This window comes from Acrocarpospora macrocephala, assembly GCF_009687865.1.
GTDB lineage: Bacteria > Actinomycetota > Actinomycetes > Streptosporangiales > Streptosporangiaceae > Acrocarpospora > Acrocarpospora macrocephala.
Genome location: NZ_BLAE01000011.1, coordinates 1 through 22,434, shown reverse-complemented (window position 1 = coordinate 22,434; position 22,434 = coordinate 1). Strand labels below are relative to the sequence as shown.

Below are 22,434 nucleotides of genomic sequence, written 5' to 3'. Positions count from 1 at the left end.
GGGGGAGGGGGAGGCGCAGGGGTTGGGGGCGGCAGGGGTGAGGATGCCGTTTCGGATGGTTGTGCGGCCGGTGCCGACGGTGTAGTTGGCGCCGTTGTTGTTGTCCCAGGTTCCGGAGCCGTTGTTCAAGGTCACCTGGAAAGTCGTCGCCGTGCCGAGGTCGATGGTGCGCTGCAGCCAGCCGGTGCAGGCCGCCTGCATCGGTACGCCGGGCACGGTCGTCCAGGTGCCGCCGATGCCGTAGTGGATGTTGGCCGTGGTCCAGCCGGTCTGGTAGAAGACCTCGGCCGTGTTCCCGGGACCGGTCGCGCAGGGGTCGCCGGAGCCGATCACCCGGTTCGCCACGGTCACGTTCCCCGTGCCGAGCGTGTAGTTGGCGCCGCTGTTGTTGTCCCAGGTCCCCGAGCCGTTGTTGAACGTGACCTGGAAAGTCGTGGCGGTTCCGAGGTCGACGACCCGCTTGACCCAGCCGGCACAGGCGGTCTGCATCGGTACGCCGGGGACGGCCGTCCAGGTGCCGCCGATGCCGTAGTGGATGTTGGTCGTGCTCCAGCCGGTCTGGTAGAAGACGGTCGCGCTGGTGGCGGCCCGCGCCGAGCCGGCATGGAGCAGGGTGATCACGAGGGAGAGGAACGCGAGCAGGACGAAATGAACACGTTTCATGGGAGTTGTCCTCAGGTCAGGTGAGGGCCTGCCCCGGGCCAGGTCAGGGCGCCCGGGACAGGAGCGTGCGCGTCAGCGCCAGGTGTCGGTGCGCGTCACGGTCGAGCCGGACGGGGTGGTGAAGGTGCGGTTGGCGCCGCTCTCCCAGGTCACCGTGCCGTCACTGTTCTTCTTGAGGTACTTGTACTCGACCGCGGTGCCCGCGGGCAGGGTGAGCGTGGCCGACCAGACGGGGTAGGCCGTCGCCGAGAGCGGGATCGCGTTGGCCGGGTTCCACGCGCCGAGCGCGCCCAGGTTGCCGACCAGGAACACGTTCTGCCCCCACGTGGTGGTGGCGGTGGCGCTGAAGGTGGCGGACACGGATCCATTGGACTCGCACGGGTTGCCGGCTGTCACCGTCCCGCCGCTGACCCGGCTGACGCCGGCGCCGATGGTGTAGTCGTTTCCGCCGTTGTTGTCCCAGGTCCCCGAGCCGTTGTTGAACGCGGCCTTCAGGCTGGTCGCCGCTGCGAGGTTGATGGTCTTCTTCTTCCATCCGGTGCAGGCGGTCTCATCCATGGCGACGCCCGGTACGGCCGTCCAGGACCCGCCCGACGGCTGATAGTGGATGTTCGCCGTGGTCCACGAGGTGCCGTAGTAGATGGTAGCGGTGTTGCCCCCGGTAGGAGTGGGGGAGGGGGTGGCCGTGGTGCCGACCCGGATGGCGACCGCGGACTTGGCGGGCACGTTGACGCTCGCCGTCCCGTCCCCGGCCACGGTCACCGTGCCCGTTCCGGCCACGTTCGGGTACGTCCCGGCGGGCAACCCCGTGGTGAACGTCCGGCTGAGCGCGGACCCCGAATTGTTGATCGCCACCCAGCCCTGGGAACCCCGGCTGAACGCGATGACATTGTCGCCGTTGTCCCACCAGTTGCCGACCGAAGTGCCCTCGACCGCCCGGTAGAAGCCCACCATGCCGGACATCTGCCGATGGAAGCAGGTCCACTGGCCGTTGCCACAGTCGGTGTCGGTGACGAAGCCGCTGCCGTTGTGCGGCGGCCCCGCCTCACTGTCCGACCAGGTGAAGCCGGAGAAGACCCGGGGAAGGCCGTAGGGCCAGCTCAGCAGGAAGACGTTGGCGAGCCGGTAGGTGTCGCCGTACTTGTAGTTGAGCGTGGAGCCGTTGCGTTCGGTGTCGTGGTTGTCGATGAACGTGACGGCCTTGTCGTTGGGCACCGACAGGCCCCAGCTCGCCCCGAACGTGGACAGCCACCGGATCTGCCCGGTGAACTGCTCCTTCATCTTGCGGCCGTACACGAACTCGTGCACGTCGCCGATGCCGGTGTACTGGCTGGGCTGGATCGGCTCGCCCGCGCCGTAGATCACCTCCTGATGGATGTACGGCGACCCGGTGAGCTTCGCCTTGATGGCCGCCAGGTCGGCGGGGTTGATGTGTTTCGCCCCGTCGATCCGGAAACCGTCCACGCCGAGCGCGGTCAGCCGGTTGAGGTAGCCCGCGATCTGGTCGCGCACGTACTCCGAGCCGGTGTTGAGGTCCGACAGGCTGACCAGCTCGCAGTTCTGCACCCGCCAGGCGTCGTTGGTGTAGTCGGAGCCGTTGATGACGCACGGGGTGTGGAAGTCGGCCGCGGAGTAGAGGCCGGGGTAGTCGTACTTGCTGAAGGAGTAGCCGCCGTAGCTGGTCGCGCCCTGGCCGGTCATGTGGTTGATGACCGCGTCGGCGTGCACCTTGACCCCGGCCGCGTGGCAGGCGTCCACCATCGCCCTGAACTGGGCCTCGGTGCCGAACTTGCTGGTCAGGGTGTAGCGGGCGGGCTGGTAGATGTCCCACCAGACGGCGCCGCCGCGGGACATGGAGTCGCTGGGCGGGGAGACCTGGACGGCGCCGTACCCGGCGGGGCCGAGCACGTCGGTGCACTCGCGTGCCACCGAGTTCCAGTTCCAGCTCCAGAGCTTGACGATCGGGCCGTAGCCGGCGGGAGCGGCCTCGGCGCGCGGGATGATCACGATCATGGCCGCGATCAGGCTTGATGCGATCGCGATCAGGGTTTTGTATCGTCTCATCGGGGCCTTCTTCTTGCGTGGAGGGATTCCCGGCTCGGGTCCGGGTGGTTACGACACCCGGACCCGATTTTTCGCTTAGACCGGTTGCACGAACACCGCCACGGTTCGGGCGGGGACCGTGAACGTGCCGGTCGTCCCGTCGAAGGCCGACTGCCTGACGATCGCGTCGCCGGAGGCGGCCTGGACGGGGTGGAGCGTGACCGTGGCCCCGGCGAGCGCGGCAACGGTCTGCTGCCTGGCCTGCGAGGTCGCGTTGAAGACGACGGTGATCGACTTCCAGCGCGGGTCGACGCCGGCGGCGTCCAGGCGCATCGTGATGACACCCGGGGTCGCCGCGGCGGGGAACGTCAGCCGGTTCTGGATCTCGGCCAGGGAGCCGAGCGCGAACGCCGGCGACGAGGAGCGGATTTTGAGGAGCTCGCCGAACCTGGCCCGCGAGGCGTTGATCGCCGCGCAGTCCGCCTTGAGCGCCGGATTCGCGAGCAGCGGCTTCGCGTAAGGCCATTTGGCCTCGTTGTCGGCCTTGGGCGGCAGCCCGGCGCCGAAGCCGTTGCCCTGGGCGCAGTCCCACAGCAGCCGGTTGAACCAGTCACCGGAGTCGTAGGAGTTGCGGTCCAGCGACTTGGAGCGCAACCGCTCGGCGCCCGCGTGCAGGAACGCGGTGCCCTGCGACAACATCACGGTGGCCAGCGAGAGCGACTGCATCCTGACCCGGTCGGCCATCGGCGTGTCCGGGGGCAGCTTGTAGGCGAGCGCGTCGTAGAGGGTCTCGTTGTCGTGCGCGTCCACGTAGGTGACCGTGTCGCGCGGGGCGGCGGCGTACCCGGCGGGGGAGCCGTTGTAGGAGACCTCCGAGCCCTTCTTCCCGGAGGGCAGCACGTAGTCCTTCAGGTTGCCGGTGAGACCGACCATGATCAGCTCTTCGGCGTTGGTCAGCTGCGGGCCCGGCGATTCGGCCAGGCCGGAACCGAAGCCGCGGATGCCGGGGTCGGCGTCGAAAGGCCCCCCACCGCGTACGGCGTCCCGCAGCCGGTCGCTGAACGTGCCGATCCCCGTCCCGGCCAGGTTGCCCTGGGTGGCCTGGACGAAGCGGGCGTCGTTGGCGACCTCCCCGAAGTTCCAGCCCTCGCCGTACAGCAGGATGGCCTTACCGTCCACCCCGTCCTTGGCGAGGGTGAGCGCGTCCAGGGCCTGCCGGACGGCCAGCATGTTGGCCTTCGGGTGGTGGCCCATCAGGTCGAACCGGAACCCGTCCACCTTGTACGCCTTCGCCCACGTGACCACCGAGTCCACGACGAGCTTGCCCATCATGGCGTGCTCGGGCGCGGTGTTGGCGCAGCAAGTGGAGTTGGCCACCGTGCCGTCCTCAAGGAGCCGCTGGTAATAACCGGGCACGATCCGGTCGAGCACGCTGCCCTCGGCCTGCCCGGCGGCGTGGGTGTGGTTGTAGACCACGTCCATGACCACCCGGAGCCCGGCCTTGTTGAGGCCCTGCACCATGCCCCGGAACTCCTTGATCCGCCCGGACCCCTCGGGGTCGGTGGCGTAGGAGCCCTCGGGCACGGTGTAGTGCAGCGGGTCGTACCCCCAGTTGAAGGAGTCCTTCGCGGCGGTCGCGGTGACGCAGGCCTGCTGCTGCTCGGAGTCGGCGGGCATGGAGGCGAGGTCGCACGCCGGTTCGGTCCGGTCGGCCTTGCGCTCGGGCACGGTCGCGAAGTCGAACACGGGCAGCAGGTGCACGTGGGTGAGGCCGTCGGCGGCGAGCTTCCTGAGCTCCTTCATGCCGGCGCCGTCGCCGGTGAACGCCTTGTAGGTGCCGCGCTCGGCCACCGGGACGCTGGCGTCCGAGGCGGAGAAGTCGCGGACGTGGAGTTCGTAGATGGACGCCTTGTCCTGCCGGACCGCGGCGGGTTTGGCGAGGTTGTCCCAGCCGGACGGTTTGACCGCCGAGCCGTCCAGGCGGACCAGCTGGCTGCGCTTGCCGTCGGTGGAGACCGACAGGCCGTAGGGGTCGGTCACCTCGTTGGTGACCAGGGTGCCGCCCGCGACGACCGTGACCAGGTAGGTGTAGTAGCGGCCGTACCAGGTGGGCAGGCCGGTGACCGACCAGACGCCGGTCGTGTCGTCGCGCCGCATCGGCACGGTCTGGTTCTGGAGCTTGAGCTCGACCTTCTGCGCGGTCGGCGCCCACACCGACAACTTCGGCAGCACGCCGCCGGTCGGGCCCAGGTCGCTGGCGGCGGCCGGGGCGTAGACGTCGTCCAGCACGCCCGGGATCTGCACGCCGGTCGCGGTCAGCAGGCCGCCGGACGGATCCCGCTCGATCGCCACCAGCTGGGCCCGCAGCGCGGCCCTGACCAGATCGGCGTCCCGGGGATCCACGGTCAGCGCGCCGTAGTCCTTCAGGTGCGGCCACTTGGCCTTCTGGGCGTCGGTCAGCGTGCCCGGCGTGAGCCGGATCAGGTGGATGTCGCCGGTCAGGTCGCCCTTCTGGTCGTCGTAGGCGATGTCCGCCTTCGGGGAGTACGCCAGGGCGTATCTCGACGAAGCGGACGTCTTGCCCTTCCAGGCCACCGTCGTCCGGTCGAGCCAGTGCGCGGTGGACTTGGTCAGGTCGGCGTCCGCGCCGGTGGCCGGCGGCTGCGGCAGCACGAAGCCCTCCTTCTGCGACAGCTTCCAGACCTCGTTGCCGTTGACCGCCAGATCGACGGCCTGGTCGGCGGGCTGGTCCTTCTCGTCGCCCTTGTGCAGGATCCAGCCGACCGTCTTCGCGTCCGGCTTGAGCGGCACCCGGAAGTAAGGGCCGAACTGGTCCGTACCCGCCGGTTGGATGGGGTTACCCCAGTCGACCGTGCCCTCGATGTCGCCCCAGGCGTGCAGGCCCCAGCCGGTGTACGTCTTGTCGGGGCGGTTGTAGTGCAGGATGAGCGTGTTCTGGGCGGCGGCCAGGGTCGGGTGCAGGATGGCCGAGCCCGCGTTGACGTACGCGTCGGACTGCGTCGCCGCCACGAACGCGCGGTCGCCGCCGTCCTTCTCGTCGCCCTTGTGGATGATGAAGTTGAGCGGGGGAGCCGTGTCCTTGAGCGGGACCTTCCAGAACGCGCCGTAGGCGTCCACGCCGTCCGGCATGCGCGGCGAGGTCCAGTCGGTGGGCTCGCTGACGGCGTCGCCCCACAGGTGCAGGCCCCAGCCGTCGTAGCTCGCGTCGGGGCGGTTGTAGTGGATCGTGGCGTAGCCCTGGGCCGCCGCGCGGGAGCCGTACACGTCGGGTTCGCCGTGGACCAGCCAGACCTCGCCAGTCTGCTGCGGGTTGAGCAGGCGGTCGCCGCCGTCCTTCTCGTCCCCCTTGTGGGTGATCAGGCCGACGCTGGACGCGCCCGGCTTGAGCTTGATCCAGGCGAACCGGCCGAAGGAGTCCTCGCCCTCCAGCGCGACCGGCGAGCCCCACTCGACGACCTGGTCGATGTCGCCCCAGGCGTGCAGGCCCCAGCCGTCGTAGCCGTCGGTCCGCTGGTAGTGCACGACCAGGTAGTCCCGCTTGACCGTGCCGCCGCCGGGCGTCTGCGGCTCCGGCGCCACCGTCGCGGACGCGCCCGCCGAGGCGATCCGCCCCGCCGAGTCCTTCACGACCGCCTTGTACGCGACGACGGTCCCCGCCGCGATCCCGCTCAGGTCATGAAATATCCGGAATGTACGGCCGTTGGGGGCGTCGTCGGTGCCGAGGACCTTCCACGGGCCGTTGCCGATCTTGGCGGCGAAGGTGACCTGGTCGAAGCCGGTGCCCGGGACGTCCGCCGTGATCGGCACGCGGCTGTCCTCGGCGGTGCCCCTGATCTCCGTGCCGGGCAGCGTGATCGACACCGCCGGAGCGGCGGCGGGAGTGCCCAGCTTGGCGTTGGCCTTCAGGACCACCGCGCCCAGCGCCGGAACGTTCACCGCGACCTTGGCGTCCGCGCCGGAGGTCACCGCGCCGGTCCCGCCGTAGATGGTGGTGAATCCCGCGTTCGCGGTATAAGTCGGGACCTGGACCGCGGCCGCCGTCGTGGCGCTGTTCACCGCGACCACGTACTCGACCTGCTCCTTGGCCCCGATCCGGGAGAACGCGTACACGTTGCCCTCGGCCAGCCGCTGGATCTGCGCGCCGTCCGCCAGCGCCGGATGCTGGTCGCGCAGCTTCGCCAGCGCCGCGATCGATTGGTACAGCGGATGCGTGGTGACGAAGTTGTCCGCCGCGTGCGTCGCGGTCGTGCCGATCAGGTCGTCGTCCAGGTAGTCCGCCGTCTGGGAGGCGAACATCGGCGCCCGCGCGTCCTTGTCGCCGCCCGCGCCGGTGAAGCCCTGCTCGTCGCCGTAGTAGACGACCGGCTGGCCTCGGGTGAGGTACATCAGCCGGTGCGCGAGCGTGTCCCGCGCGAGCAGTTCGGAGTCCGGCGCGCCCGGCTTGTCGGCCTTGATGAACGAGCCGATCCGGCCCATGTCATGGTTGCCCAGGAACGTCGGCAGCGACGCCGCGTTGGAGTCCGCGTCGAGGTAGTAGTCGTCGGCCGCGTACAGGCCCGCGAGCCCCGACGTGGGCGCGCCGCTCGCGAACGAGCGTGCGTTCTCCTGGAAGGCGAAGTCCAGCGTCGCGTCCATGCCGCCCTTGGTGGTGAACCGCGACGCGTACGCCACGTCGCTGCTGAACACCTCGCCGAACATGAAGAACTTCTCGTTCCCCAGCTTGGCCGCGTAACCGTGCAGCGCCGGAGTGAACCGCTGCCAGAACTCCATGTTCACGTGCTTGGCGGTGTCGATCCGGAAACCGTCGACACCCGCGTCCTTCACCCACGTCTGGTAGATGTCGATCATGCCCTTGACCACCTCGGGACGCTCGGTCCACAGGTCGTCCAGGCCGAAGAAGTCGCCGTACTCCGAGTTCTCGCCGGTGAAGGTGGAGTCGCCCCGGTTGTGGTACATCAGCGGGTCGTTCAGCCAGGCCGGGACCTTCGAGTTCGCGGTCACCACCGGCGTGTACGGGAACGACTCCGCGTTCACCTTCGGGAAGGTGTCCTTCAGCGCGTACGCGCGATCGTCGAAGGCGGTGCCGTCGGTCGCCACGTACGGGTAGGGGCCCTTGCCCCGGTAGGAGTAGGTCTTCTCCTGGTTGTCGATGATGTCGGCGGTGTGGTTGGTGATGATGTCGAAGAAGACCTTCATGCCCCGCTTGTGCGCCTCCTTGACCAGGCGCTTCATGTCGGCGTTGGAGCCGAGGTGCGGGTCGATCCGGGTGAAGTCGGTGATCCAGTAGCCGTGGTATCCGGCGCTCACGTCGTTCCCGCTGCCCTGGACCGGGCGGTTCTTGAACGAGGGGGTCAGCCAGATCGCGGTGCTGCCCAGGCCCTTCACGTAGTCCAGCTTGCCGATCAGGCCCGCCAGGTCGCCGCCCTGGTAGAAGCCCTTGTCCGCGGGGTCGAAGCCGGTCTTCAGCCGGTCGCCGGTCAGGCCGCCGCGGTCGTTGCCGGGGTCGCCGTTGGCGAAACGGTCGGTCATCGCGAAGTAGAGCCGCTCCCGGGACAGGTCGGCGCGGAGCGCGTCCCCGGCGAGCTGGGCGTCACCCGGCTGCGCGGAACGGCTGACCGCCGACACCACCGGATCGGCTAAGTGCAATAATCCGGATAAACCGGATAAAGCGGCAGATGAGGGGACCGCGAGGGACACGGGGGTGACCGTGGCGAGCAACGCCGTCGCGACGACGGCGGCCGCCCGGCGAAGCCGCGCGGATGTCGCGGGCCGTGGGGGGTGCATCGGGGGTGCCTCCACGGAATCTCGGCTGGAATCTTGTCTTGAGTCTTGTTTCTGGGGTGTTGCCCGGAAGTTACTCAAGCTGCCGCCCGGATGCAATCCTTTGCTGAAATTTCATGCAAGAACGACAGTTTTCGGGAATCGGGGAGAAGCGGGGGACGGGCGGCCCGGAATAGCCGTACGAACCGGACCTTGCACGCACAACCGCTTTATGCTGGACATCTCCCCGGAACATCGCCGAAACGTGGCTACGGCACTGTGGAGCCACACAGCGCGTGGTCACGCGGCTGTGGGAGGAGAGGTGATCGACGTGCTGTTGCGGCTACGGGTGTCGCTGCCGGATCGGCCCGGCGTGCTGGGCCAGGTGGCTCGCGCGTTCGGCGTGATGGGCGCGGACATCCTCCAGGTCACCGTGCTGGAACGGGAGGCCGGGCGGGCCGTCGACGACTTCACCGTCTCCTGGTCGGCGATCTTCAGCGCCGCCGAGCTGAGCGAGCGCATCTCGGTCGTGCCGGGCGTGCGGGTCGAGGCGGCCTGGCCGACCAGGGAACTGCCCGGCGCCAATCCCGACTACGACCTGCTCGGCCATATCGCGGCCGATCCCAGCCGTGCGGTGATCACCCTGGTGGACGCGGTGCCCGACCTGGTCAGCGCGGAATGGGCGGTCGCGCTCGACGCGGTCACCGGCGATGTGATGCACGGCAGCTCGCAGGCTCCCGAGGAGATGCCCGCCGCGAAGTTCACCGCGATCCGGCCGACCGTGCACAGCGAGGGCGCGCTGCACCTGGCCAGCGTGCCGGTCGAGGACGTGCACCTGGTGGTGGCCCGCCAGGAGGGACCGGCCTTCCACAAGGCCGAGCTGGACCGCGTCGCCCGGCTGGTGGACGTGGTCTCGGTGCTGACGCACGCCAGCGCGCAGCGGGCGTGACTGGGCGGGACTACCTGCGGGGCGGGTCGATCCTGGCGCCCGACTGGGTGAACAGCATCAGGCGGGAGACGTCCACGGCGACCCTGGCGTGCTCGCCGGCCTTCCAGAAGGGGCGCGAGCCGAGCCGTACGATCAGGTCGGCCCGGCGGTGCGAGCCGCTGCCGAGCGCGGCGGCGGCCGCCGACTGCACCGACTCGCCCTGCGCGAACTCCTGCTCGGCCGGGCCGAGCAGGCGGCGCATCATCGACCGCGCCTTCCCGCCGCCGTTCCCGTGGCCGTTGGCGTATCCGTTGCGGGTCCGCGGATCCGGCGGTTCCGGTACGGCCACCGCCGGGATGCCCGCCTCCACGTACGCCAGCCACTCGTGCCCGTGGTACTCCAGGGTCCGCACCCGGCCCATGAACGAGGGGCCGTCCACCTTCTCCGGCATCGGCGCGAGCGCGTCCGGGCGGATGCCGACGATGATCTGGCTGCCGGTGTGCTGGGACACCGCGTAAGCGCGCGGATCGGTCCAGGGCATCGTGATCTGGTGCGTACCAAAGTCAAGGAGGATGAACTGGTTCTGCGGTGTACGCACCGTAGCCGCCAGCAGGTTGAGCTGCTGGGAGCTGAGGAAGGCCGCGGTGAACGCGGTGGCCGGGTCGTTGTAGACCTGGGCGGGGGTGCCGATGTCCTGCAGCACGCCCCGGTTCATGATGGCGATCCGGTCGGCCAGCGTGAGCGCCTCGACCTGATCGTGCGTGACGTAGATGGTGGTGACGCCGAGAGCGCGCACCAGGGACGAGATCTCCATGCGTAACTCGGTGCGCATGCCCGCGTCCAGGTTGGACAGCGGCTCGTCCATCAGGAACAGGGACGGCTGGCGCACGATCGCCCGGCCCATCGCGACCCGCTGGCGCTGGCCACCGGAGAGCGTTCCAGGCCGCCGATCCAAAGTCTCGTCGATGTGCAGGGCCTTCGACAGCTCGATGACCCGTTCCTTGACCACGGCCGGATCCGCCTTGGCGATCTCCAGCGGGAAGGAGAGGTTGCCGCGGACCGTGCGGTGCGGGTAGAGGGCGCCGTTCTGGAACACCATCGCCACGTCCCGATCCCGGGGGGCCAGATGGTTGGCGATCTTGCCGCCGAGCCAGAGATCGCCGCCGGTGATCTCCTCAAGGCCGGCGATCATGCGCAGCAGGGTCGACTTGCCGCATCCGGAAGGGCCGAGCAGGACCAGGAGTTCACCGTCATCGGCACGCAGATTCATCCGGTCGACCGCGAGGTACCCACCCGGGTACACCTTGGTCACGTTGTCGAGGACGACCGTGCTCATGCCTGCTCCTCGCCTGGCGGCACGGATGTGCTCGTGCACTGTACGCGGGCCGTCATGCCTCGCGAGCGGCGCTCGATCATGGAAACTCGTTCCTCCGGGCGCGTAGTACCCGGATCCCGCCATGTCAGTTGTGATTGATGAGGTAGTACATCGTGTCGGCACGGTCCATGTCCATACATGCCATGAAAAATAGGGAACGCACCGGTTACTGCGGTGTTGCGGGGTCTTGACACATCCCTATTGGCCTTTACTGACAACGAATAGCGGAGCGCCGAAAGAGCGAAATATCGTCCAATCATGGGACGTTCCCAGGTCACAGTGTCGCATCGACGAGTTGGCAGGGTTTGCGGCAACTTTCTGTAAGGTCTTTCATGTTGATGAGATGACCTTCGCGACAATCGGGGACCCCAAGATGAGCGCACTCTCGCCTGACGTCCTGCCCGCCGAGCCGGTCCCGGCGACCCGCTGGTGGCGCGACGCCGTGATCTACCAGGTGTACGTGCGCAGCTTCGCCGACGGCAACGGCGACGGGATCGGCGACCTGCTCGGCGTCCGCAGCCGGCTGCGCTACCTGGCCGACCTGGGCGTCGACGCGATCTGGCTGACGCCGTTCTACCCGTCCCCGATGGCCGACTTCGGCTACGACGTGGCCGACTACCGGGGGGTCGACCCCGTGTTCGGCTCGCTGGAGGACGCCAGGGCGCTGATCGAGGACGCGCACGGGCTCGGGCTGCGGATCATCGTGGACGTGGTGCCCAACCACACCTCCGACCGGCACGCCTGGTTCGAGGCCGCCGTACAGGCCGGGCCCGGCTCGCCGGAACGCGAGCGCTACATCTTCCGCGACGGCGACGAGCCCCCCAACGACTGGGAGTCGATCTTCGGCGGTCCCGCCTGGACCCAGCTGCCGGACGGGCAGTGGTATCTGCACCTGTTCGCCCCGCAGCAGCCCGACCTCAACTGGGCGCACCCCGAGGTGCACGCCGAGTTCGCCGACGTGCTGCGCTTCTGGCTCGACCTGGGCGTGGACGGGTTCCGGATCGACGTCGCGCACGGCATGGTCAAGGCCGACGGGCTGCCCGACGTGGGCTACTCGGGGCAGGCGCGGATGATCGGCACCCAGGTCGTGCCGTACTTCGACCAGGACGGCGTGCACGAGATCCACCGCTCCTGGCGGCGCATCCTGGACGGCTACCCGGGCGAGCGCATCGGCGTCGCCGAGGCCTGGGCGCCCACCCCGCAGCGCCTGGCCAACTACGTCCGCCCCGACGAGCTGCACCAGGCGTTCAACTTCCACTTCCTGAACACCCCCTGGGACGCCGAGCGGTTCCGGCACGTGATCGAGGTGTCGCTGGAGACGGTCGCGCTGGTCGGCGCCCCCGCCACCTGGGTGCTCTCCAACCATGACGTCAAACGCCACGTGACCCGCTACGGCGGCGGCGCCGGCGGTCTGGCCCGCGCCAAGGCCGCCGCCCTGCTGATGCTGGCGCTGCCCGGCTCCAGCTACGTCTACCAGGGCGAGGAGCTCGGCCTGCCGGAGGTGCTCGACCTGCCCGAGGAGGTGCTCTGCGACCCGCAGCGGCTGCGCGACGCCGAGAGCGGCCGGGACGGCTGCCGCGTCCCGCTCCCGTGGAGCGCCACCGGCGAGCCGTCGTTCGGCTTCTCCCCGCCCGGCATCACCGAGACCTGGCTCCCGGTCCCGCCCGCCTGGCGCGACCTGGCCGTGGAGACCCAGCTCGACGACCCGGACTCGATCCTCAGCCTGTACACGCGGGCGCTGGCCATCAGGAAGGACCATCCGGCGCTCGGCGACGGCGCCCTCACCTGGCGCCCGTCCCCGGACGGCGTGCTCGCCTTCGATCGCGGCCCCGCGTTCCGGTGCCTGATGAACCTCACCAATGACTGGATTGAGGTGGATCGTCCGGGCGAGCCGCTGCTTGTGAGTGCTAATCCATCAATTTCCGGCAATGTTGTACGGCTCGCTCCCGATTCGGCCACATGGTGGGCCGTGGAGGATGTCTAAAGTAACGGTCATGAACAACGCGCGGCTCTCCGACATCGCGGCCCAGGCAGGCGTCAGCGAAGCCACGGTAAGCCGTGTGCTCAACGGCAAGGCGGGGGTCTCGGCCGCCACCCGCCAGGCCGTGCTCACCGCCCTCGACCTGATGGGCTACGAGCGCCCCCAGCGGCTGCGGCAGCGCAGCAACGGCCTGATCGGCCTGGTCACCCCCGAACTGGACAACCCGATCTTCCCGGCCTTCGCCCAGGCCATCGAGAAGGCGCTCACCCAGCACGGGTACACGCCTATCCTGTGCACCCAGCTGCCCGGCGGCGCGCCCGAGGACGAGTTCACCGAGATGCTCATCGACCGGGGCGTCAGCGGCATCGTCTTCGTCTCCGGGCTGCACGCCGACACCACCGCCCGGATGGATCGTTACACCCGGCTGACCGACCGGGGCCTGCCGATCGTGCTGGTGGACGGCTACAACGAGACCATCCAGGCGCCGTTCATCTCGCCGGACGACCGGCTGGCCACCCGGCTGGCCGTGCAGCACCTGGTCGATCTCGGCCACGAGCGCATCGGCCTGGCCCTGGGGCAGCGCCGGTTCGTGCCGGTGATCAGGAAGATCGAGGGCTTCCGGCAGACCATGGGGCAGCTGCTCGGCGTCACCGACACCACCGACCTGATCCAGCACTCGCTGTTCACCGTGGAAGGCGGCCAGGCCGCCGCCGGGGCGCTGATCGACCGCGGCTGCACCGGGCTGTTCTGCGCCAGCGACCTGATGGCCCTCGGCGCGGTCCGGGCCGCCAGGGAACGCGGCCTGTCGGTGCCCGGCGACGTCTCGGTGGTCGGCTTCGACGACTCGCCGCTGATCCCGTTCACCGACCCGCCGCTGACCACCGTGCGCAAGCCGATCGGCTCGATGGCCTCGGCCGCCGTGGAGACCCTGCTGGAGGTGATCGGCGGCACTCCCGCCAAGAACCTGGAGCTGGTCTTCCAGCCGGAGCTGGTCGTGCGCGGCTCCACCGGTTCCGGGCCGCTGGTCAACCGCTGACCCCGGCGGCCGGGAGCAGCATGGTGCCCCGGTTGTACCAGCCCTCGACGCCGCTCTTGTAGACCTGGGGGGTGTCGTAGCGGAACCACTTCAGGGCGTAGCCCGGGGTGAGGGCGTAGACGACGCCGTCCAGGGAGGTCACGTCCAGGTCGCCGATCCAGCCCTGGCCGTTGGGGCCGAGCCCGTCGCCTTCCCAGGTGTAGCCGCCGAGCGCGCTGTTCAGGTGCCGGAACCAGCGCAGGTCGCCGTTGGCGTCGATGGCGAAGACCACGCCCTGCCCGGTGGCGATCAGGCGGTCGTAGCCGCGCATGCCGCGCTTCACCAGCGAGCACTCGCCGTTGTCGGCCCAGGTGCCCGCGCCGAGATGCCGGTACCAGCACACCCCGCCGTCCTCCCGCAGGCCGTAGAAGACGTCGTACGCCCCCGTGAAGCTCTTGAACGAAGGAAGCCCGATCTTGATGAGCCTGCCGTCCCCCGCGTCCATCCGCCCGGACAGATAATCGAAGAGGAACATGCGCCCTTCGAAGTCGACGGCGTAGAGTGTGCCCGGATTTCCGGCGATAATCCAGACAAAACGCTGCCAGCCTTCGCCGACTTCAATGCCCGGCGGGTCGGACCACCGTTTCTCGCCCGTCTCGAATCCGAGATGCTGGAAACGGCGGAGGATTCCGTCCCGGTCGACGGCGAAGATCGTGCCCTTGCCGGTGTAGACGATCTTGCGCTGATTCTGGAACAGCTCGGGTGCGGGCGCCTGCGCGTCCGAGTGCTGCAGGAAGGCGGGGATTCCGGCCAGCAGGGGGACCAGCACCGCGCCGCAGACCCACAGGATGATCTTCTGTCTGCCGGATTCCGTCGCCGAGGTCGCGCTGGAATTCGGGCGGACGCGGCGTTTCCTGCGATTCTGAACTGACATTCCCGCCTCGCTAGAGCATGGCTTTCGGAGTCAATGAAAGCCGAATGTCGTCCACCACGCGGGCCTGAAAGGCAATTATTGAGAATTGTGGAGAATGCCCGGATGTATGGAGAGGGCCCGTGACTTTCCCGGTTGGGAGTCACGGGCCCGATACCCATGATCGTGTTTCCGGGTTTCGGACACGAGCATGGCCGTCGGCCCAGCCGAGGGAGGATGGCATGGGCCGACGAGGTCTGGGGTGCTATGGGAGTTGTAAGGCGGCGGCTTCCCCGGCGAGCTTCTCGATCCGGGCATAGTCGCCGGTCGCGAGCGCGTCCGCTGGGGTCAGCCAAGTGCCGCCGACGCATCCTACGTTAGGGAGGGCGAGATAGTCGCACGCGGTCTCCCTCCTGATCCCCCCGGTGGGGCAGAACCGCACCCCCGGGAGCGGCCCGCCCAGCGCCTTCAGGTACGGCACGCCCCCCGCCGCCTCGGCCGGGAAGAACTTCATCTCCCGCAATCCGCGCTCGTAAAGGCCGAGCACCTCCGAGGCGGTCGCCACGCCCGGCAGGAACGGCACGCCGCTCGCGCCCATCGCGTCGATCAGCGACGGCGTCGAGCCGGGGGAGACCAGGAACCGGGACCCCGCCGCCACCGCCTTGGCGGCGTCGCCGGGGACCAGGATCGTGCCCGCGCCGATCACCGCGTCCGGCACCTCGGCCGCGATCCGCCTGATCGACTCCAGCGCGGCCGGAGTCCGCAGCGTCACCTCGATCACCGGCAGGCCGCCCGCCACCAGCGCGCGCGCCATCGGCACCGCGGTCGCCACGTCCTCGATCACGACGACCGGGATGACGGGGGCCAGGTCAAGAATCTCGCTCATACCATTTCCTCGATCACGGCGGGGGCCGGCCAGGGAATCTCGCTCATACCAGCTCCACGCTGCCCGCCCGCTGCGCCAGCCACGCCGTCGCGCCGGTCAGCGCGGGCTGCTCGGCCACGATCAGCGAGGTCGCGATCGGGCTCAGATAGTCCACCAGCGCCGGGCTGGTCTGCTCGAACCTGGTCCGGAACTCGCTGTCCTTGACCCGCTCCACGATCCTCGGCAGCACGCCGCCACCCAGGTAGACCCCGCCGCGCGCGCCCAGCGTCAGCGCCACGTTCCCGGCGAACCCGCCCAGCAGGGCCAGGAACACCTCGACCGTCTCCACCGACAGCGGGTCGTCGGCCGCCACGATCTCCGACGCCGTCTTCCGCCCCGCGCCGATCCCCCGGACCAGCGAGAGCCCCCGGTAGAGCCGGGGCAGCCCGGACCCGGACAGCAGGTGCTCGGCGTCCACATACGGCAGGCCGTCCGCGCGCAGCGCCCGGACGATCTCGAACTCCAGGTCGGTGACGCACGGGATGGACACGTGCCCGCCCTCGCCCGGCACCGGCACCCAGCCGGAGCCGGCTGGGACCAGACCGGCCACGCCGAGGCCCGTGCCCGGGCCGAGCACGGCCTTGACCATGCCCGCCGTCGGGGCGGGCCCGCCGAGCGGGGTGAGGTCGTCGCCGGCCAGGTGCGGCAGCGAGACCGCGAGAGCCTCGAAGTCGTTCAGGAGTTCCACGTGCGGGATGGGCAGTTCCCGGACGGAACCGCTCCAAGCCGCGTTGGTGAGGCGATAGGTGTCTCCTTTCACCGGTCCGGCGATCGCCAGGCACGCGGCCCCCGGCCGAACTCCGCCCGCATGGTCTGCGAGATAGGCGGCTACGGCATCGGCTAGGCCTTGTCGCTCGGCGACGTTCAGGACGGCCACCGATTCCGGCTGCGCGCCGGCCTGGGTGACGATTCCGAAACGTGCGTTGGTGCCGCCGATGTCGGCGACGAGCCAGGGGTAGCTCACTTAGAACCCTCCGAAGATGCTGGCACCGCGTTCCGCGGGTCCAACCGTACGACGGAAGGCGGCAAAAAGCTCGCGCCCGGTTCCCACCCATTTGTCGGCCGGGGGCGGGGAACCGGCCGGCGTCCGTCCCGACAGGTCGGTCAGCACGTCAAGCGTGCCGGCGACCGAGTCGAGACGGATGGGATCGCCGTCACGCAGCAGCGCGAGGGCGCCACCGTCCGCGGCCTCCGGAGAGAGGTGGATCGCGGCCGGGACCTTGCCCGACGCGCCGGACATCCGGCCGTCGGTCACGATCGCCACCTGCTGTCCCCGGTCCAGCAGGACGGCCAGCGGCGGCGTGAGCTTGTGCAGTTCGGGCATGCCGTTCGCGCTCGGCCCCTGATACCGGACGACGGCCACGAAATCCTGCCCGTCCAGCTCGCCCCGCTCGAACGCGCCGAGCAGGTCGCGCTGGTCGTCGAAGACCTTCGCCGGGGCTTCGATGACCAGGTGCTCCGGCTTGACCGCCGAGACCTTGCTCACCGCGCGCCCCAGATTCCCGGAGATCATATGAATTCCCCCGTCGGGGGAGAAAGGTTCACTTGCCGGGCGAAGCACGTCCAGATCGCCGCTAGCGCCGTTCCGCTCGGTCCAGACGACTTCCTCGCCCTTGAGTTCGGGGACGCTCAGGTAGGAGCGCAGGCCCCGGCCCGCGACCGTCAGCACGTCCTCCCAGAGCAGCCCCGCGTCCAGCAGCGTGCCGATGAACACCGGCATGCCCCCCGCCGCCTGGAAGTGGTTCACGTCGGCCTGGCCGTTCGGGTACATCCGCGCCACCGACGGGACGACCTTCGACAGATCGGCCATGTCATCCCAGGTGAGCTCGATCCCGGCGGCCGCCGCCATCGCGACCAGGTGCATCGTGTGGTTGGTCGAACCGCCGGAGGCCAGCAGCGCGACCACCGCGTTCACGATCGCCCGCTCGTCCACGACATGCCCGATCGGCGTGTACTCGCCGCCGTGCGCGGTCAGCTCCACGATCCGCTTTCCCGCGGCCTGGGTGAGCGCCTGCCGCAGCTCCGTACGCGGATTGACGAACGTCGCGCCCGGCAGGTGCAGCCCCATGACCTCGATCAGCAGCTGGTTGGAGTTGGCCGTGCCGTAGAACGTGCAGGTCCCGGGGGAGTGGTAGGACTTGGCCTCCGCGTCCAGCATCTCGTCCCGGGAGATCCGGCCTTCGGCGAACCGCTGCCGGGCCCGCGCCTTGACCTTGTTCGGCAGGCCCGACGTCATCGGCCCCGCGGGTACGAACATCGCGGGCAGGTGCCCGAACCGCAGCGCCCCGATGAACAGCCCCGGCACGATCTTGTCGCACACCCCGAGCAGCAGCGCCGCGTCGAACATGTCATGCGACAGCGCGACCGCCGTGGACATCGCGATCAGGTCCCGGCTGTAGAGCGACAGCTCCATCCCCGCCCGCCCCTGCGTGACCCCGTCACACATGGCCGGCACCCCGCCCGCCACCTGCGCCACGCCACCCGCCGTCCGCACCGCCCGCTTCAACTCCGGCGGATAGGTCTCGTACGGCTGATGCGCGGAAAGCATGTCGTTGTACGACGTCACGATCGCCACGCCCGGCCGGACGGCGGCGCGTAACGCGGGCTTGTCCTCCGCCGCCGCCGCGAAGCCGTGCGCGAGGTTGGCGCACGCGAGCCGTCCCCGGGCCGGGCCCTCGGCGCGCAGCTCGGCGGCGGCCTGGTCCACGCGGGCCAGGTACGCGGCGCGGCCGGCCCGGCTGCGGCTCCTGATCCGCTCGGTGACCTCGTGGACGATCGGGTGCATCGGCGCTCCTGACTCATGCGACACGAGGGACAGTAGCGCGAAGTTATGTGCTCTTTCAAGCTGAGTTTTGTAACTCTGAATAGAAAAGTCGTTGAACTTTAGTTCGTTCGTGTGCTTAGCTTCGGCGTGATGTCACGTCTAGCCACGACCGGCGAGGTCCTTCAACTCATCCGGAGCGGGGAGGCGGTGACCCGCGCCGAGCTCGGCAGGGTGACCGGCCTGTCCCGGCCCGCCGTCGTGCACCGCGTGACCGAACTGCTCCAGCGCGGCCTCGTCGTGGAGGACGCGGAAGGCCCGTCCACCGGGGGCCGCCCGCCCATGCGGCTGCGGTTCAACACCGCCGGGGGGTTCGTGCCGGTGGCGTCGCTGGGCGCGAGCCGTACCCAGATCGCGGTCTGCGACCTGGCCGGCGCCATCCTGGACCGCACCGAGGTGGTCATCGACGTCGAGGAGGGCCCCGGCGTCGTGCTCCCGCTCGTCATGGACACCTGGGACAAGCTGCTCTACGGCCGCGCCCCGGTCGTCGGCGTCGGCCTCGGCGTGCCCGCCACCGTCGAGTTCGCCGCCGGGCGCACCGAATCGGCCCGCGTGATGGCCAGCTGGACCGGCGTCGAGATCCCGCCTCTGATCGCCGCCCGCTTCCCCGTCCCCGTCCTGGTCGACAACGACGTCAACGTGATCGCCATGGGCGAGCACCGGGCCGCCTACGCCGCCGAACTCGGCGACCTGCTGTTCGTGAAGGTCTCCACCCGCATCGGCGCCGGCGTCATCTCCGGCGGCTCCATCCTGCGCGGCGCCCTCGGCGCGGCCGGCGAGATCGGCCACATCCCCGTCCGCGACGGCGGCGGCGTGCTCTGCCGCTGCGGCAACACCGACTGCGTCGACTCCCTCGCCAGCGGCACCGCCATCCTCCGCGACCTCCGCGCCAGCGGCCGAGACGTCCACAGCCTCGCCGACGTCACCGCCCTCGTCCGCGCCGGCGACGCCGAGACCATGGCCGTCGTCCGCCAGGCCGGCCGCCGCCTCGGCGAGGTCATCTCCGGCGCCGTCAACCTCCTCAACCCCGCCATCGTCGTCCTGGGCGGCGACGTCGCCGAAATGTTCCAGCCCCTCGTCTCCGGCGTCCGCGAAGTCGTCTACCGCCGCTCCACCCAGCTGGCCACCCGCACCCTCCGCATCGAACGCACCCGCCTCGGCCCCGCCGCCGGCCTCACCGGCTCCGCCCTCCTGGTCACCGACCACATCCTGGCCCCCGAAGCGATCTAGCACGGTCGCCTTCTCGGGCTCGAGGATCACCGGCAGGATGGGGATGAGCGACTGGGGGTTCCAGGCCATGTCCATGCCGCCGTACCAACCGCCGGGTGCGCCGTGGCGCGCCGTACCGTCCCAGACCGAGCCGACGCGGACCAGGAAGCGCAAGCTGCCGGGTGACCCGGACACCGCAGTCCCGCCCTTCCGCGGGGGTCCTGCGGTTCCCCCGGTCCAGCGGGTGCCGACGCCGCTCCCCGTTTCCCCGAGAACCGGGGAGCCGACCGAGACGCCGCCGCGCCGGTTGTCGGATTACCGGGTGGACCGGTCCTCGCGGTTCCCGGAGTACCACGCAGACCGTGATGAAGACGGCGATCAGATCATGGCCAGCCGTCCCACCGTCCCGCCCTCCGCCGGGCCGGTGTTCCCGCTACCGGGATATGAGGACAGCCAATGGGGGCCCTTCGAGAATTTCGCGGATCTTGAGAGATTCATCGACAACAACATGGAGCTGACGCAGTTCTTCGTGGCTCATCCCAGAGATCCGATGACGGAAGACTGGCTCGCTCAGGTCCGCGGGGTTGTGCCCGACTCGCTTCCCGGAATCATGGAGCACAGGTCCAAGTCCGCCATGCTCTGGCAGGTCATCGGCCGGGCCCTGAATCTGTCCGCTGATAATTGCGGCGGTGTGCTGGCCGAGCTCTACTGGGTCAGAAAGTACGACCCGGAGGTGATCGCCCAGCGGAATGATCTGACCCGGCTCCTGACCGGACCCGACCTTAAAGCCTACGCCGAGAAGCTCGCGTTCCTCACTAAGCGGCAGCGCCTTCCGGTATCCGCGAACGGGAAAATTGCTTCGATCTCTTTCGGTTCCCACGGAACAAAGCAGGGTGCCGCCAAGAAATGGCTTGAGGAGTGGATAAAAGGCCGCCAGAAGGGTCTTCTGACAGAACATGGATCCGCGGAGAAGTGGCTCAGGGAGCTCGGCGAGGACACGACCCTCGGGTATGACCGCGCGCTTGATCGGCTGGCCGACGTGATCACATCATTCGATGGCCACCGAGTATGCGTCGCGGTGCTTCACAACGAGCGCGAGATCGGAATTTGCGCCAATCACCCCGACAACGTAAACATTCACGTCGTGCGCTGGGTGTAGTGGTGCGGCTGGATGCGTGACTTTCCGTCACTTTGATCTACCGGCCGACAGATGATGTGATCTTCGGGTGTCCGGCCTGGAGGAGCTGTCCCGCGAGGAGCTGATCGCTCTGACGCGTGCCCTCATGGCCGAGAACGCCGCTCTGAAGGCGGAGGTCGCCCAGCTGCGGGAACGCGTGGCCAAGCTGGAACGGCTGGTCTCACGCAACAGCGGTAACTCCGGGATGCCACCATCGGCCGACGACCTTCCTGGCCGCAAGAAGCCGAAGGACCGCACGGCCGGCAGCACCGGCCGGCGCAGGCCGGGAAAGCAGCCCGGCGCCGAGGGCAAGGCGCTGGCCTGGTCGGACGACATCGCCGACGGCGCCATCATCAATCACTACCCGCAAGGGCCGTGCGGGTGCGGGGCCGATCTCGCCCTGGCGGCCGATCTGGGAGTGACCGCTGCTCACCAGCAGATCGAGATCCCGCTGGTGGTGGCCCGGCGCGTCCAGCACAACCTGCACACGCTCGCCTGCCGGTGCGGCGCCGTGCACACCGCGCCGCGTCCGGCGGGAGTGAACGCCGCGCCCGTCAGTCTCGGTGTCAATCTGCAGGCCTGGTGCGTGTATCTGCTGGTCGTCCACGCGATTCCGGTGCACCGGTGCGCCGAGCTGGTGGCCTCGCTGACCGGCGCCACCCCCTCGCCCGGGTTCGTGCACGGCCTGATCGGCCGGGCCGCCGCCGCGGTCGCGGCGGCCAACGCGCGCATCCGGATGCTGCTCACCCTCGCCTACGTCGTCTCCTGCGATGAAACGCCGGTCCGGGTGGGACCGAAGAAGACCGGGAAGTATCTGCTGGTGGCCTGCACCGAGTTGCTGACCTGGTACATGCTCGGCGGACGCGACCTGGCCACCTTCAAACGGTTCGTCTTGGCCGAGGTGACCGGCGTGGTGGTGCACGACCGCTACCAGAACTACGACGCCGCCGACCTCGGGACACGAGACCATCAACTCTGCGTGGCGCACCTGATCCGCGATCTCGAAGACTGCGCCGAGACCTACCCCGAAGCCCGCTGGCCCCGGCAGCTTCAGATGGCGCTGCGCGGCCTGATCCACGCCGCCAACCTTGCCCGCGAGCAGGGCGGGGACGCCATCGCGGCGGGCACATTGGCGATGTTCACGAAGATGTTCCGCGGCGGGGTCGCCGTCGGCCTGTCAGAGGTCAAGCGTGTCCCCGGCCCGGCCAAGACCGTCACCCAACCGGTCGGCCGGGTCCTGCTGGAGGTCCTGCGCGACCGGGCCGACGACGTCCTGCGCTTCGCTCATGACCTGCGGATCCCGCCCACCAACAACCAGGCTGAGCGCGACCTGCGACCCGCCAAGACCCAGCAGAAGATCTCCGGACGGCTCCGCTCCGAGCGGCACGCCCGGCATCGGTATGCGATCCGCGGCTACCTGTCCACCGCGATGAAGCACGGTCTGGATGTCATGACCGTCCTGCGCGATGCGCTGCTGGGCAGGCTCTGGATGCCACCCGGCCCTGCTACGGCCTGACACTACGAAGCCGCCGTACTCACGCACGCGCAAGGACGATCACACAGCGCGATCGTCAGAACTCGAAATGCGCGGGACGTGAATGCTTAC

14 protein-coding genes are annotated in these 22,434 nt (G+C 69.3%); 6 read left to right on the top strand and 8 right to left on the bottom strand.

Translation table 11 applies throughout. From position 1 onward, the window contains the following. The 3 genes from Amac_RS10460 to pulA form a co-directional block, all read right to left on the bottom strand. The coding region (locus Amac_RS10460) for a carbohydrate binding domain-containing protein (RefSeq protein WP_281356263.1) at positions 1 to 663 on the bottom strand (663 nt) is incomplete at its 3' end. A gap of 72 nt (positions 664 to 735) precedes the next feature. Next, entirely contained in the window at positions 736 to 2,727 is a 1,992-nt protein-coding gene (locus tag Amac_RS10455) for a carbohydrate binding domain-containing protein (protein ID WP_218041003.1), read from the bottom strand. A gap of 75 nt (positions 2,728 to 2,802) precedes the next feature. Further along, positions 2,803 to 8,511, bottom strand: a complete 5,709-nt coding sequence (pulA, locus tag Amac_RS10450; RefSeq protein WP_155354135.1) for a pullulanase-type alpha-1,6-glucosidase — start codon at positions 8,509 to 8,511, stop codon at positions 2,803 to 2,805. 298 nt (positions 8,512 to 8,809) lie between these two features. Between pulA and Amac_RS10445 the strand changes: the two genes are divergently transcribed. Next, entirely contained in the window at positions 8,810 to 9,436 is a 627-nt protein-coding gene (locus Amac_RS10445) for an ACT domain-containing protein (protein ID WP_246268224.1), read from the top strand. 10 nt (positions 9,437 to 9,446) lie between these two features. On the opposite strand, the gene Amac_RS10440 is transcribed toward Amac_RS10445, so the two are convergent. Then, positions 9,447 to 10,751, bottom strand: coding sequence for an ABC transporter ATP-binding protein (locus Amac_RS10440; RefSeq protein ID WP_155354134.1), 1,305 nt, complete (start codon positions 10,749 to 10,751; stop codon positions 9,447 to 9,449). 412 nt (positions 10,752 to 11,163) lie between these two features. On the opposite strand from Amac_RS10440, the gene Amac_RS10435 reads away from it, so the two are divergent. Both Amac_RS10435 and Amac_RS10430 read left to right on the top strand, forming a co-directional pair. Further along, positions 11,164 to 12,774 carry a glycoside hydrolase family 13 protein gene (locus Amac_RS10435; RefSeq protein ID WP_155354337.1) on the top strand — a complete coding sequence of 537 codons (1,611 nt, stop codon included), beginning with the start codon at positions 11,164 to 11,166 and terminating at the stop codon, positions 12,772 to 12,774. Positions 12,775 to 12,784: 10 nt separating this feature from the next. Continuing rightward, positions 12,785 to 13,807, top strand: coding sequence for a LacI family DNA-binding transcriptional regulator (locus tag Amac_RS10430; RefSeq protein WP_174900156.1), 1,023 nt, complete (start codon positions 12,785 to 12,787; stop codon positions 13,805 to 13,807). On the opposite strand, the gene Amac_RS10425 is transcribed toward Amac_RS10430, so the two are convergent. The 4 genes from Amac_RS10425 to edd all read right to left on the bottom strand — a co-directional run bounded on the left by Amac_RS10425 (position 13,797) and on the right by edd (position 18,406). Continuing rightward, complete coding sequence (locus Amac_RS10425; protein WP_155354132.1) at positions 13,797 to 14,720, bottom strand: tachylectin-related carbohydrate-binding protein; 924 nt, start codon at positions 14,718 to 14,720, stop codon at positions 13,797 to 13,799. The two genes, Amac_RS10430 and Amac_RS10425, sit on opposite strands and share 11 nt — an antisense overlap. A 241-nt stretch (positions 14,721 to 14,961) precedes the next feature. Continuing rightward, complete coding sequence (locus Amac_RS10420; protein ID WP_155354131.1) at positions 14,962 to 15,582, bottom strand: bifunctional 4-hydroxy-2-oxoglutarate aldolase/2-dehydro-3-deoxy-phosphogluconate aldolase; 621 nt, start codon at positions 15,580 to 15,582, stop codon at positions 14,962 to 14,964. Between the two features lie 43 nt (positions 15,583 to 15,625). Next, on the bottom strand, positions 15,626 to 16,585 hold the full coding sequence (locus tag Amac_RS10415; protein WP_155354130.1) for a glucokinase: 960 nt from the start codon (positions 16,583 to 16,585) through the stop codon (positions 15,626 to 15,628). Next, positions 16,586 to 18,406 (bottom strand): phosphogluconate dehydratase, encoded by a 1,821-nt coding sequence (edd, locus tag Amac_RS10410; RefSeq protein ID WP_155354129.1) that lies wholly within the window; start codon positions 18,404 to 18,406, stop codon positions 16,586 to 16,588. Positions 18,407 to 18,535: 129 nt separating this feature from the next. On the opposite strand from edd, the gene Amac_RS10405 reads away from it, so the two are divergent. From Amac_RS10405 to tnpC, 3 genes are all read left to right on the top strand, one after another. After that, positions 18,536 to 19,672 carry an ROK family transcriptional regulator gene (locus Amac_RS10405; protein WP_155354128.1) on the top strand — a complete coding sequence of 379 codons (1,137 nt, stop codon included), beginning with the start codon at positions 18,536 to 18,538 and terminating at the stop codon, positions 19,670 to 19,672. A 223-nt stretch (positions 19,673 to 19,895) separates the two neighbouring features. After that, positions 19,896 to 20,810, top strand: coding sequence for a hypothetical protein (locus Amac_RS10400; RefSeq protein WP_155354127.1), 915 nt, complete (start codon positions 19,896 to 19,898; stop codon positions 20,808 to 20,810). Positions 20,811 to 20,877: 67 nt separating this feature from the next. Then, positions 20,878 to 22,344 carry an IS66 family transposase gene (tnpC, locus tag Amac_RS10395; protein ID WP_155352169.1) on the top strand — a complete coding sequence of 489 codons (1,467 nt, stop codon included), beginning with the start codon at positions 20,878 to 20,880 and terminating at the stop codon, positions 22,342 to 22,344. Positions 22,345 to 22,434: the final 90 nt, after the last annotated feature.

Bases quoted from the DNA above. Each gene is read 5' to 3' on its own strand.
- Amac_RS10435 (WP_155354337.1), top strand. From the start codon at position 11,164: ATGAGCGCACTCTCGCCTGACGTCCTGCCCGCCGAGCCGGTCCCGGCG.
- Amac_RS10430 (WP_174900156.1), top strand. From the start codon at position 12,785: ATGAACAACGCGCGGCTCTCCGACATCGCGGCCCAGGCAGGCGTCAGC.
- edd (WP_155354129.1), bottom strand. From the start codon at position 18,406: ATGCACCCGATCGTCCACGAGGTCACCGAGCGGATCAGGAGCCGCAGC.
- Amac_RS10455 (WP_218041003.1), bottom strand. From the start codon at position 2,727: ATGAGACGATACAAAACCCTGATCGCGATCGCATCAAGCCTGATCGCG.
- Amac_RS10440 (WP_155354134.1), bottom strand. From the start codon at position 10,751: ATGAGCACGGTCGTCCTCGACAACGTGACCAAGGTGTACCCGGGTGGG.
- Amac_RS10405 (WP_155354128.1), top strand. From the start codon at position 18,536: ATGTCACGTCTAGCCACGACCGGCGAGGTCCTTCAACTCATCCGGAGC.
- Amac_RS10425 (WP_155354132.1), bottom strand. From the start codon at position 14,720: ATGTCAGTTCAGAATCGCAGGAAACGCCGCGTCCGCCCGAATTCCAGC.
- pulA (WP_155354135.1), bottom strand. From the start codon at position 8,511: ATGCACCCCCCACGGCCCGCGACATCCGCGCGGCTTCGCCGGGCGGCC.
- Amac_RS10420 (WP_155354131.1), bottom strand. From the start codon at position 15,582: ATGAGCGAGATTCTTGACCTGGCCCCCGTCATCCCGGTCGTCGTGATC.